Below are 12,385 nucleotides of genomic sequence, written 5' to 3'. Positions count from 1 at the left end.
CAGTGAAAAATGATGTTAGGGTGAAGTGACGCAAGAAGTGTACTTCTTCTTGGGTTGCTTCACCCTTACATCATTGGACGAATCAGAGACCTGCCTTTCGGGCTCTGGTTCGAGGGTGAAAACGCCAAGCGGTTGAACCCGGTCCCACAGCCACTTCCCGCCAACCAGTCTGCTGGCGGCCGGAGGCGACAAAAGACAACTGCAACCCGCGAAAGGGTTACTGGCAAATAAAAAGCCGAGACACTTAACCGTCTCGGCTTTTAGCTAGCAATGATTAATTAACACTATTTCTCATCATCCGCCGCCGCTTGAACCCGATGCGGTTCCACGTCGACTTCATCCAATGGAATCATGTGCGTATGATGGCGAATCTTGTAGTAGAAGAACAGAATTGCAAATAATGGCACGCTCAAGTATGTCACACCAATCTGTTCCCAATCAAAGTGAGCAAAAGCAGCGGTGTTTTGACCTGCAATCACTAAGATACACAGAATCAGGGCCAAAATCGGACCAAATGGGAACCACTTGGCATGGTACTTCAATTCCGACAAATCATGGCCTTGCTTAACGAAGGCCCGACGGAACCGATAGTGTGAAATGGCGATTCCTAACCAAGCAATAAAACCAGTTAAGCCAGACGCTGCCACTAACCAAGTGTAGACTTGCGGCCCAGCAATACTAGTAATAAACGTAATTGCACCAATCACTGTAGTAGCCACTTGAGCCCGTAAAGGCACCCCGTTTTTAGTGGTGTGTTGGAAGTATTTCGGTGCAAAATGATCAAGTGACAACGAGTACAGCATCCGTGAAGAAGCGTACATCCCGGAATTGGCTGCCGAAATGACGGAAGTCAAGATAACGGCGTTCATGATACTTGCGGCAGCTGCCAAACCAGCTCGTTGGAAAACGAGGGTAAATGGACTAATGGCAATATCTGAAGCCGATGAACCGAGTAATTTAGGACTGGTATACGGAATCAAGCAGGCAATCACGAAAATGGCAAGAATGTAGAATAACAAAATTCGCCAAAATACTTCGTTAATGGCCTTAGGAACACTCTTTTCAGGTGTGGCGGATTCGCCAGCAGTGATTCCGACAAGTTCCGTTCCTTGGAATGAAAAACCAGCAACAACGAAGACGCTCAGGACGGCTGGAACACCACCGACAAACGGTGCCTTTTTATAGGTAAAGTTTTCTAGTCCAGTAGCATGGCCACCCATGATACCAAAAATGGTTAATACCCCAACAATCAAGAAGATCACAACCGTAATCACCTTGATCATTGCCATCCAGTACTCCGTTTCACCAAAGGCTTTAACGGTTAATGCGTTGATCAAAAAGATGAAGACCAACACAATCGTGCTCCAGATCCAACCGGGAACACTTGGTAGCCAAAACTTCATGACCAGTGCCGCCGTACTGATATCGACGGCCAGCGTAATTGCCCAGTTAAACCAGTAATTCCAACCCATTGCAAACCCCAGCGCCGGATCAACGTACTTGGTCGAATAGGTCGCAAACGAACCAGAAACCGGCATGTGTGTTGCCATTTCACCAAGGGATGTCATCAAGAAATACACCATAATACCAAGGGCAACGTACGCTAATAAGCCACCGCCAGGCCCAGCAGTTGAAATTGCTGAACCACTGGCGACAAAGAGGCCAGTTCCGATACTACCACCCAATGCAATCATTGAGATATGGCGAGTTTTGAGTTCTCGCTTCACTTCATGATCTGATGCTTCTGCCATGTCTATACACTCACTTTCATTATGCAATAAAAAAGGCCGCCCACAGCTTACCTGCGAGACGACCCAGTGAGTCATTCTACCGTAGGAAGCGCTCCACAACACATCGTTGCGACAGTCCCTGCCTTATTAAGACAGGTCCCAGTATCACGTTCAATCAGTTACGCTCAACTTCGGCAAACCACCCTTTTACTCTCGCTCAATGAATCTGATTATTCTCACGAAAGCGACTCTTTTGATTCGCGCCTCTTCTTTAATGTTTCCTATAGTAAACTGTTTAGTCTCAGATTGCAAGACAAACCGTGAAACGTCCTGAAAAGGCTTTAGTTAAGCACCATAACTACTATTCTTCTGACTCACGATCCAATCGATAAACTAATTCGGTTTCACCTGGCTGATAAAGAGCGGTTGCTGGGTGCACGAATGTATCCACGTGTGCAAAGCCTAATTTTAGTAGCACCCGTTTTGACCGGTCATTATCAGCCAAGTGACTGGCCCACACCGTTTCAAACACACCTGAGCCAACGAACTGAGCCAGTAACGCCTGACCGGCTTCTGGCATGTAACCGTGGCCCCAGTATGCACGGTTCAGCACGTAACCCAATTCAGCTGTATGCGCTTCTGTCAGCCCGTCCTTACCCACACGCGGATAAAAACCGATGCTGCCAATCACGTGATTCGTGGTTCTTTCAACGATGGCAAAAATAAGTTCCTGCTTCATCGTCTGTTTGAGCAGATAGCCGGCATCCGCCAATTCATGAGCGTACTGAAAACCAGCCGCTTTAGCGCTAACCGGATCACCCACGATTTCAAAATAATCTGCTACATCCGACTCAACGAAAGGTCGCAGCTCAAGCCGGTCTGTCCGTAATTCTACTGTCATTTAAATCGATCCTTTTTCATCAAAACTCAAAATGCGTTAAACTGTCCTTATTGGTGCAAGACACACCAATCAATATCTCAATCATAACTTATAACTAGGATGATGACTATGCAAATTATTACAGAATCACTTGGTGAAGATACCAAGGCCGTATTGCACGGCTTCTTACAGACTCCCGATGAAGCACTTCCTGAACAAAATTATCCCGCAATCATTATTGTACCAGGCGGATCTTACACGCACATTCCCGAAGCCCAGGCCGAAAAATTGGCCCTAGCGTTCACTGGTTTAGGCTACCAGAGTTTTTACCTCCGCTACAGCTTCGTGGATGAAAAATCACCACTCCATCCGGCACCAGTCGTTGAATTAGCACAATCCGTTGCCTTAATTCGGCAACATGCCGATGATTGGGCGATTGATCCACAACGACTGGCCCTAGCTGGGTTTTCAGTTGGCGGTCACATCGTCGCCCTTTACAACGATACTTGGCATCAAGACTGGCTAACCGATCAACTTGGTGTTTCAGCGGAAACTTTGGAACCTCAAGCCACTATCTTAGGCTACCCCGTTATCAGTCCCAAACTTGGTTTCCCAACCGATGAGCAAACTTTAGCGACGTGGTCTGATCAACCAGAACAGCTAGCAGCCGATGAATACGTCTCTGACAAAAATGCACCAACCTTTATCTGGGCCACGGCCGACGATCCGTTAGTCCCGGCGTCTAATAGTCTGGCTTATGCCACCGCTTTGGCTGCTCACAATGTCGACTACGAACTACACTTGTTCCATCACGGCCCTCATGGCTTAGCGTTGGCGAACCACTTGACGGCTTGGAAACGAGATGCCAACCAACCCCACGTTGCGCGTTGGTTGCAATTAGCAGACGAATGGTTGAACGAAACGTTATAGCGCCATGCTATCGCTAACAAAAATTTAAAATACCCCAACAGTATTGACGCAATCTTGGCGTGTACCGCAAAAGTTAAGTGATTTTCACTCTAACTTTGCGGTACTACCATAATCGTCAATGCTGTTGGGGCATTTTCATTTAGTTAACAATTTAAAGTTTCAATTCTTAGACAGTTGTGGCATCCTTCACTACAAACTCGTGGTTTGACAGTTTAATTTGACGATCACAAGCAGCTGCCACATCTGGTTCGTGGGTAATGATAATCACACACTTCTGTTGTTCGTGGGCTAGTTTTTGGAACAGATTGACCACTTCTTTCGTGTTGGCCTCGTCCAGATTCCCCGTTGGCTCATCGGCTACCACAAGTTTGGCATCCACAGCCATTGCCCGAGCAATCGCAACGCGCTGTTGCTGGCCACCAGATAAATGGGTCACCATTTGTGTCATCTGAACATCGGTCAACCCCAGTTTACCTAGTAAATCCTTGGCAAACTGCTGGTCACCTTGATGACTGGAGTTGGTGATTGACATCGCCGTTAACACGTTGTTTAACGGTGACATATACGTCAAGAGATTGTAGGCCTGAAAAACAATTGAAACATCGTGTTTACGGTAGTTGGTCAACCCAATTTGCTGAATATCTTGACCGTCAAGTGAGATAGTCCCCTCACGTGGTACGTCAAGTCCGGCAATCAAAGACAAAAAGGTCGTTTTACCTGACCCACTTTGTCCAATCACAGCGTACGACTGGCCAGCTTCAAAAGTTAAATTGACGTTGTTGAATAGGCTGTTATCTTGGTGATCATACCAATAGCCTAAGTTGGATACTTCTAGCATTTAATCATCCTCCTCTAAATTACTCAAGTAAGATTTGCTTTGGTCGCAGTCGTAAAATACCACCTGCTGCAATGACGACCGACAATAAAATAATGACGAAGCCCATTGCACCAAGTTTTACGAGTTGAACTGGTGAAAGTGTCACCTTCAGCTTAGCCTGTTTGGCCTTGCTACTTTGGTTACTCATATTTTGCCTCATGCCACCCTGCATGTTGCCAGTTGGGGCACCGCTTGGTCGGCCCGTTGTTCCACCAGGCCCTGCTTGACTAGTACCACTGCTTGTTGCGGTGGTGGTTTGCTGACTCACGAGCTGTTGTCCGAGCTTGTTGCCGATAAACTGGCCACCAATCCCGGCAATCACCAAGCTAACAACCATTACCATCGCCAATTCAACGAAGAGCTGACTGATGATTTTGAATCGGGACTCACCCATTGACAGGAGCACTCCAATTTCGTGTCGACGCTCACGAATTTGTAACATTACAATGAGCGCTAAAATAATTGTGCCGGCAATTGAGACCAGCCAAACAATCTTATTGGCAAACGACTTAACGTTTTTCATGGACGCTTTAACCGTTTGATAACTTGAATCATCAGCACTCAGACTGTACTTGGAGGTATTGATAACTGATTTACCAGCTTTTTTGACCTGATTAACGGCACTCGGATTGCTAATGGTAAAAGTAACTGAGTCGGCCGTATTAGCATACTTACTACCTTTAACCGTATTAGCAAAGGTGTTTGACGTATAAATTGTGTTGGCTGGATCACTGGCCCCCGGCCCCATCTGAGTGGTTGCACTTGAGCTAGCTTTATAAATCCCGACAATTTTTAATTGATACGTCTTGCTGCCAGAGGTCGACTTGACCTTGATCGTATCACCAACTTTAAGGCTATCCGCCTTCGCCAACTCAGACTCGATCATCACATTGTTCGTGCCACTGTCGGCACTGGTTAATTGACGGCCAGCTGTTAGTTTATTGGTTTTATCACTAAAGCTGCTGGATTGAGCGGTATTGGTCACACCGTTAATCGTAATATCACCCGTACTGCTTGATGACTTCATCCCCCCCATCGGTGAGCTGCTAGAAGTCGTTGACACTGTGTCAAATCCATCCGTATTTACCGACGTACTGGTAGTGGCATTATAACTCGACACGTTAGCTAATTTAGCAATCTTCTTGGCATCACTCAACTTAACTGGTGATGTTGTTAACTTGGGACGACTGCTACTACTGCTGCTTTGACTCTGTTGCATTTTCTTAAAAGCAGCTTCTCGATTGGCTGACAGTGTTAGGGTAGCCCCCACGCTCTCTTTAGCCTGTTCGGTGGCATTATTGGCGGCCGTGTTAATCAGCAGACCGGCAAAGACAAATAACATAATAGCTGATGTCACGATCAACATGAGTACTGAGCGACCCTTCTTAGCAATTAAGCTGAGCCACGCCCGTTTAAAGAAATTCATTGCAGAACCCCCTCAAACGATGGTATCTGTTGAAACTTGCGTAACTGTTGCATAAGTATCACCCTTTCTAATTCGTTTTAGGCATGCTTTAGTTTATACAGGTGGTGACTTAAGGTAAGCTTAAACGGGTGATGAAGTTGCCCACTATGTGAGCCGTAGCGCCAGAAGCCAGATTTTTGGTCGGGTGGCACTGGACGCTTCTGAGACTCGTGAGCTTCGAGGCTCAGAAACGAGACGGAAAACGCGAAGCGGTTGCAGTCGGTCCCACAGTTACCCGACCAAAAATCTGGCTGGCGGCCGAAGGCGGGCCTTCACAGCATACTTCCAGAACACAAACCATAAGACAGCAAAAAAGCCATGATTACCAAGATGATAATCATGACTTATAAGTGTGACGTATTTAATAAACTGTGTGACTAATGAACTTAATCTTAGCAAGTTTCGGTGCCAGCCAGAGGTACAGCCACTCAGCAATTTGTAACCAAGCATAGGCTAACAACATCGCACCTAACGTATCAGATGGATAGTGTGCGCCAAGATACACCCGTGACCAAGCCACCAGTAACATCCATAAAATCAAAACTGTCCGAACGACAATGCACTTCCAGTCAGTTTGAATCATGGGCACGACGACAATCCAGATAATGGCAATAATCAGTGTCGTTCCAAAGACGTGACCACTTGGAAAACTAAACCCGTCATCGGCTGCTAAGTGACCAAAAGGACGGGCGCGCTGAACAACATCTTTGGCAATCGTAGCCACCACGTCACCGCCAATCAACGTTCCAATCGCCCACAAGGCTGGAATTTTAAATTTAAATCCCCACAACAGAAACGCAATGATGAGCACCCATATAATATCTAGAGTTGGTGATGCTAAAAATGAAACGGCGCCCATAATTGCTTGTTTTGTGCCAGATTCGTGTTTTTGAATAACTTCGACGAACACACCGTCAATAAATGACAGCAGTCCGGAGTGTGCCATAATGACAGCCGCCAAAAAGGCAAACAAGCCACCGCTGACCAGCAATCGATAAGGCCGATCACGTTCTTGTTCAATGATCATTTGTTGCTTCCTCCCAATTTTACGTTTATAACACTGCAACGTTGAGTATATCATATATTAACTCTTCCAAGAAATGACGAATCAGCGTTTTACTGAAAGTTAAGATAGTTCAGAAACTTGGTAAAATTGAATGCGGATACAGTTCGGCTAACAATTCCCACAAGTCTCAAAGTGTGCTATCGTAGTTTGGTGTTATATTATTGTTCGTTGATAAAGAGAGGATATTGCCATGATTGTAACAACGCTATTATTAATTGGCGTGGGCCTGTTCGCAGGAATTGCCGGCGCTATTTTAGGCCTTGGTGGCGGGATCATCATTACCCCCGTTTTAACGCTGGCAATGGGATTAGACATCAAGTACGCGATTGGTGCGAGTATCATTGCCGTGATTGCCACCAGTTCTGGTTCGACCATTGCTTATTTAAGGGATGAAGTGCTGAACTTGCGGGTTGCCATGTTTCTTGAAATTGCCACGACGATTGGCGGGATTGCAGGCGCACTGTTAACCGGCATCTTAGATCCAAAGTGGCTCTACTTATTGTTTGGTGCACTGCTCGTCTTTTCTGGCTGGAACATGTGGCGTAAACTGCGGCGCGGTCAAGAAATCGTTTCAGATGTTAAGCCAGATCGGTTAGCGACGAAACTGAAGTTGAATAGCAGCTACTATGATAAAGTCGAAATGAAACAAATCGACTACCAAGTTGAACGAGTCCCGCAAGGATTCCTGGTAATGTTAGGGGCTGGTCTCGCCAGTGGCATGCTTGGTATCGGTTCCGGTGCTTTTAAAGTTACTGCGATGGACACCTTTATGAAGATGCCGTTAAAACCATCCTCTGCAACCAGTAACTTGATGATGGGGGTCACCGCCGCTGCTAGTGCAACGGTTTACTTCTTTAATGGCTCAATTTTACCCAACATTGCTGTCCCACTAGCCCTCGGTATTTTAGTTGGTGCCGTTTTAGGCTCTCGAATCATGCAAGTACTGCCTGCTAGAGTTATCCGCATGATCTTTGTACCGGTAATCCTATTGATTGGTCTACAAATGCTCTACAAGGGCATTATGGGGGTGAACTAACATGGCGAACAAACCAGAGTCAACTGAAAAAGAAATGGCTCACATCGAAATTATGATCGGTCGAATTCTCCAAATTGGGGTTGTTATTGCCGCAATCGTAATGTTAATCGGCCTCATTTTACTCCTCGTTAATGGTGGCGACGGTGGTTACGCCGTTGGCCATCAGCCAACCACGATCAGTACTATTTTATCAGGCACCGCACACATGAAGCCCTACGCAATTATGATGGTCGGCATGTTTTGTTTGATTTTAACCCCGGTATTACGGGTCGTTGTATCAATTTACGCCTTCTATAAAGAACACGACCACTTGTACGTCTGGATCACAACAGCCGTTTTGATTATTCTATGTGTCAGTTTTATTATTGGTCACACAGTTTAATCAGGCGCGCTATCATCTGAATGTAACCAAAACTAAAAATGGACTGCTACTTTCCTAGCTGGAAAGTGACAGTCCATTTCGTTTACTCTGGAACTAATTTTTGATTCTATTTGACGTGACTTATAGTTTAGGATTATGTCGATGCTCGTGTCGCCACCGACTTGAAAGCTTCAGCATTAGCCGCGCCTGCAGTCGGTTAAATAGTTCGGCCAGTAAAAAGCCAAAGGCAATGGCACCTGCAATAACAACTACTTGGAGCAAATAACTCAGTGCCAGCGAATTATTGCCCAGCGCAAAATTTTTCACCATTTGATACGCCTGACCACCAGGCACAAAGGGTACCATGCTCGGAATATTAAAATTGATCACTGGCATTTTTTTGTAGCGGGCTGCTTGCATACTCAAGATACCAATGAGTAACGCACCAACCAGGTTTGCTAACGCGATGCCTGTATGGAGCATTAAGCAAAGCCGGTATACTAAGAAGCTGACCGTACTGATCCATCCGCCAACGTTAAGTCCTCTACGTGGCACGTTGATCAACACGCCAAACGTCACGGTGGCAACGTAGGTCAGTGCTAGGTCTATGATTAAGTTTGTAATCATCGTCATCCCTCACAGTACCTGTAATATCATGGCAATCCCGCTACCAATCGCAATTGCACTCATCAACGCTTCGATACCACGGGCAATCCCACTAACCAGGTCCCCCGCCAAAATATCTCTGACAGCATTCGTCAGTGGTACGCCAGGAACCAGCGGCATCACGCTACCGATAATAATATCATCGACGCTATTGCCTAAATGCAAATTCACGAACCAGATTGCCAATGCACCGATGCCAACTGCAGCCAAGAATTCACTCAAGAACCGGACTCTAGCCACCCGGTTCACACCATAAAATATGGCCCAGCCAACCAAACCAATCAAACAAGTGATGCCAAAATCCGGCAAATTGTGCCGAAAAACCACTTCCAGTGTGCCACTAACCAAACCAGCCGAGATGAGTTGTAACCAAAAAGGAAAGTAACGCGGATGAGCCTCAAGTGCCGTTAATTGTTGCTCAAATTGAGGTAAATCAATGGTACCTGCTGCAAACTGCCGTGATAAATCATTGACCTGAGTAATCTTTTCTAAGTCGATCGATCGTGATGCCACTGGTTCAATTTGAGCGTTCTCCTCCCCAGAAATTGACATCATCATCCCGGTAATCGTCACGTACACTTTACTATCGGGATAACCCGCGTTAATCGCAATTCGGTGGATCGTATCTTCCACCCGCGCGACTTCTGATCCATTTTCAATCATGATACGGCCTGCATGCAGGGCCGTTTTTATCATTAAGTGTCCTTGACCGGTTGTCATGATTGGTTGCCTCCGTTTTAAATGACTTAAGGTCATTATACGTTGTTTCGCTGGGATTGGGGTACTGTTGTTTAAAAATATTTTAAGTGGCTTTTGAACGTGAAAAAAATGCACCAAGCGATTTTTCATTCGAAAATCAACTCGGTGCACCAGTGTGGTATTGTTCTTGCTTTGAAAATGGGTGATTGAAACGGTGAGCGCTTATTCTACAAAGATATAATGGGCGGCCTTATAGCCAATCGTTAAATCTTGTTTATCCGTCAAGTTAGTCACCAGTACCGGGCCTTCAAACGGATCATGCTTATTGACAACTAATTGATCACCTAAATCCAATTTGATGTCGCCAAGATAAGTGAGCAGATCATGGTTATCAATAAACCGGGCCACAGTCACGGTTTCGCCATCTTTTACATCGTTTAAAATTAAGTGAGATTCGCCAGCAAAGTGGCCGCTGCGATCCGGAATCGTCCCACCGTGTGGGCACTTGGTTGGGTTATCTAAGGCGTCATCGATTGCGTTGGCTAGTTTTTCACTGGTCACGTGCTCTAACTTTTCAGCCTCAACGTCTAAATCTGGTAAAGCATAGTTCAGCCGTTTGACCAAGAAAGTTTCCCACAAACGGTGCTTACGAACCAGCGTCACAGCAAGCTCACGTCCCTTAGGTGTCAGTGAAATACCGGCGTAGGGTTCGTGAACCACTAACCCTTCTTCAGCCATTTTAGTGACCATTTCTGTCACGGAACCAGCTGCAATATTTAAACTAATGGCGATCTGCTTGTTCGAAACTTTCTCACTTGCGCCGCCAAGTTCGAAGATTATTTTTAAATAGTCCTCTTTCATGGGTGTCATTTTCGTATCGTACTCCTTGTTATTCTTCATGTTGTCGTTGTTTTAATTGCTGCTCTAAATCTTCGTTGTGAATCAGTTCTTCATCGCGACCTCTAATATCTTCAGCTTGCAACGTGACGTGACAAATTTGATACTTCGTCGCCAACAGCCGTTCAATTTGCCGGTAAATGGGTTCAACCTCACTTAAAAGCATATCTTGCATATTAATGTGGGCCGAAAACATAATGCGGTGCTCGTCAATCATCCAAACGTGGATGTGATGCACATTGGTCACACCTTCGATGGTTAATAAATCGGCCTTAATAGCGTCATAATCCATTTTCGGCGCACCCTGCATCAAAATCGTAATTGTATGTCTAACAATGGGCCACGATTCAACTGTGATATAAAGGGCAACCACAATCGTGATAATTGGGTCAAATATAGTAACATTGTACCACTGAATCATAAATGCGCCGAAAATAACACCAATTGATGATAACGTATCGCTCAGTAAGTGCAGGTACGTCGCCTTCATGTTTAAATTATGCTTGGCACCGCCGTGCATTAACAAGGCAGAAACGAGGTTAGCCAATAAACCAATGACGGCAACCCAGAGCATTAAGCCACCGTTAATGGTTTCCGGATGACCTAATCGTTTAACGGCTTCGATCACTAAGAACACCGAAACGATAATCAATAAAAACGCGTTTAGCATAGCCGCCAGGATTTGCGCACGACCATAGCCAAAGGTGTTGCGTTGATCTTCCTGTCGCTGACTGATACGGTGTGCAACATAGCTGATAACGATTGAAAACGTATCACCCAGGTTATGGAAGGCATCTGATAGCAGTGCGAGACTACCTGATAGCAAACCACCTACCACTTCTAAGATCGTAATCACGGCGTTAAGAACCGTGACGATGAAAAATCTTTGTCCTGACATTTGGTGATCTTTGGCCATACCGATTCCCCCTAGTAAATCTATTATCGCATTTTTAGGCGAGAATCGGCAACTGACTTATAATCGACTTTTTCAAATCTTTGTGAAATTCACATTTTTCACTGCACTGGTCACTGCTACTGTCACTACCACTTCAGAAAACGCGAAGCGGTTGAAGTCGGTCCCACAGCTACCCACCCCAAAATTGGCTGACGGCCGGAGGCGGACGGTTTCCACTAATGCACCAATCATTTAAAGACAAAAAAGCACACTTCCGTAAAAGAAAGCGTGCTTCTCAGACTACTAATAAAATTTATTTTTAAACTAAAGTACCAGCATTAGTGAGCTTTTCGTAGGCGAAATCTTGAACCATAGTGTCTTCATCGGCCAAAACTTCAACGCGGCCGGTTTCGGTAAAGCCCGCCTTTTTAATGACGTGTTGCATACCCTTGTTTTCTGGGTGTGTGTCGATCCGAACGCCCTTAACGGACTTGTGTTGCTCGATTTCGTTAAAGATGGCATCAAATAGCTTGCCCGACAAGCCCTGGCCACGGTGGTTAGCTGAAACTGCCACCCGGTGGATAGCCACGTACGTCTCATCGTGCGTGAGCCAGTCGCCATCGATGACTTGATAACTCTGATCTGGCGCTGGAATCACAGCCGCCGTCCCTAAGATGTCATAATCATCCACAAGCACCATTGTGTGCCCGTTTTGAATATCGTCCACTAACACCCTGGTATTAGGATAGCCTCCCTGCCATTGATCGATGTGTTGTGCCGCCAAGTGACGCTTGCCATCCTGGATGATTGATTCAATTTGTGGTAAATCCTTCATTTCTGCGCGATGTAAATACATGTCTTCCACCCCTTTTTTTCAATAAGA

13 protein-coding genes and 1 riboswitch are annotated in these 12,385 nt (G+C 45.7%); of the genes, 3 read left to right on the top strand and 10 right to left on the bottom strand.

Annotated elements, in window-relative coordinates:
* Positions 1-284: 284 nt before the first annotated feature.
* Both FD04_RS11245 and FD04_RS11240 read right to left on the bottom strand, forming a co-directional pair.
* Complete coding sequence (locus tag FD04_RS11245) at positions 285-1,751, bottom strand: amino acid permease (RefSeq protein WP_056948910.1); 1,467 nt, start codon at positions 1,749-1,751, stop codon at positions 285-287.
* A gap of 78 nt (positions 1,752-1,829) precedes the next feature.
* Positions 1,830-2,007: riboswitch (Lysine riboswitch) on the bottom strand.
* An 84-nt stretch (positions 2,008-2,091) separates the two neighbouring features.
* Entirely contained in the window at positions 2,092-2,631 is a 540-nt protein-coding gene (locus tag FD04_RS11240) for a GNAT family N-acetyltransferase (protein ID WP_054700864.1), read from the bottom strand.
* Between the two features lie 108 nt (positions 2,632-2,739).
* Here FD04_RS11240 and FD04_RS11235 point away from each other — a divergent pair, with 108 nt between their 5' ends.
* Complete coding sequence (locus tag FD04_RS11235; protein ID WP_056948908.1) at positions 2,740-3,540, top strand: lp_1002 family arylesterase; 801 nt, start codon at positions 2,740-2,742, stop codon at positions 3,538-3,540.
* Between the two features lie 166 nt (positions 3,541-3,706).
* On the opposite strand, the gene FD04_RS11230 is transcribed toward FD04_RS11235, so the two are convergent.
* The 3 genes from FD04_RS11230 to FD04_RS11215 all read right to left on the bottom strand — a co-directional run bounded on the left by FD04_RS11230 (position 3,707) and on the right by FD04_RS11215 (position 6,909).
* The gene (locus FD04_RS11230) at positions 3,707-4,378 is read right to left on the bottom strand and encodes an ABC transporter ATP-binding protein (protein WP_054700861.1); all 672 of its coding nucleotides are present in this window, start codon (positions 4,376-4,378) and stop codon (positions 3,707-3,709) included.
* Between the two features lie 19 nt (positions 4,379-4,397).
* The gene (locus tag FD04_RS11225; protein WP_056948906.1) at positions 4,398-5,843 is read right to left on the bottom strand and encodes an ABC transporter permease; all 1,446 of its coding nucleotides are present in this window, start codon (positions 5,841-5,843) and stop codon (positions 4,398-4,400) included.
* Positions 5,844-6,243: 400 nt separating this feature from the next.
* Complete coding sequence (locus tag FD04_RS11215) at positions 6,244-6,909, bottom strand: phosphatase PAP2 family protein (protein WP_056948902.1); 666 nt, start codon at positions 6,907-6,909, stop codon at positions 6,244-6,246.
* A 229-nt stretch (positions 6,910-7,138) separates the two neighbouring features.
* Between FD04_RS11215 and FD04_RS11210 the strand changes: the two genes are divergently transcribed.
* Together FD04_RS11210 and FD04_RS11205 are read left to right on the top strand one after the other, a co-directional pair.
* On the top strand, positions 7,139-7,984 hold the full coding sequence (locus FD04_RS11210) for a sulfite exporter TauE/SafE family protein (RefSeq protein ID WP_056948899.1): 846 nt from the start codon (positions 7,139-7,141) through the stop codon (positions 7,982-7,984).
* 1 nt (position 7,985) lies between these two features.
* Positions 7,986-8,366, top strand: a complete 381-nt coding sequence (locus FD04_RS11205) for a DUF1634 domain-containing protein (protein ID WP_054700855.1) — start codon at positions 7,986-7,988, stop codon at positions 8,364-8,366.
* Positions 8,367-8,486: 120 nt separating this feature from the next.
* Here FD04_RS11205 and FD04_RS11200 read toward each other — a convergent pair whose 3' ends face one another.
* The 5 genes from FD04_RS11200 to FD04_RS11180 all read right to left on the bottom strand — a co-directional run bounded on the left by FD04_RS11200 (position 8,487) and on the right by FD04_RS11180 (position 12,358).
* Entirely contained in the window at positions 8,487-8,972 is a 486-nt protein-coding gene (locus FD04_RS11200; protein WP_056948897.1) for a threonine/serine exporter family protein, read from the bottom strand.
* 9 nt (positions 8,973-8,981) lie between these two features.
* On the bottom strand, positions 8,982-9,731 hold the full coding sequence (locus tag FD04_RS11195; protein WP_054700852.1) for a threonine/serine exporter family protein: 750 nt from the start codon (positions 9,729-9,731) through the stop codon (positions 8,982-8,984).
* Between the two features lie 201 nt (positions 9,732-9,932).
* Positions 9,933-10,580 carry a metal-dependent transcriptional regulator gene (locus FD04_RS11190; protein WP_054700849.1) on the bottom strand — a complete coding sequence of 216 codons (648 nt, stop codon included), beginning with the start codon at positions 10,578-10,580 and terminating at the stop codon, positions 9,933-9,935.
* Positions 10,581-10,599: 19 nt separating this feature from the next.
* Positions 10,600-11,523, bottom strand: a complete 924-nt coding sequence (locus tag FD04_RS11185; protein ID WP_054700846.1) for a cation diffusion facilitator family transporter — start codon at positions 11,521-11,523, stop codon at positions 10,600-10,602.
* A gap of 298 nt (positions 11,524-11,821) precedes the next feature.
* A complete protein-coding gene (locus FD04_RS11180) occupies positions 11,822-12,358 on the bottom strand; it encodes a GNAT family N-acetyltransferase (RefSeq protein ID WP_054700843.1) in 537 nt (178 codons plus the stop codon).
* Positions 12,359-12,385 lie beyond the last annotated feature (27 nt).

Source organism: Secundilactobacillus odoratitofui DSM 19909 = JCM 15043 (assembly GCF_001434895.1).
Lineage (GTDB): Bacteria > Bacillota > Bacilli > Lactobacillales > Lactobacillaceae > Secundilactobacillus > Secundilactobacillus odoratitofui.
This window is presented reverse-complemented; position numbering and strand designations above follow the sequence as displayed.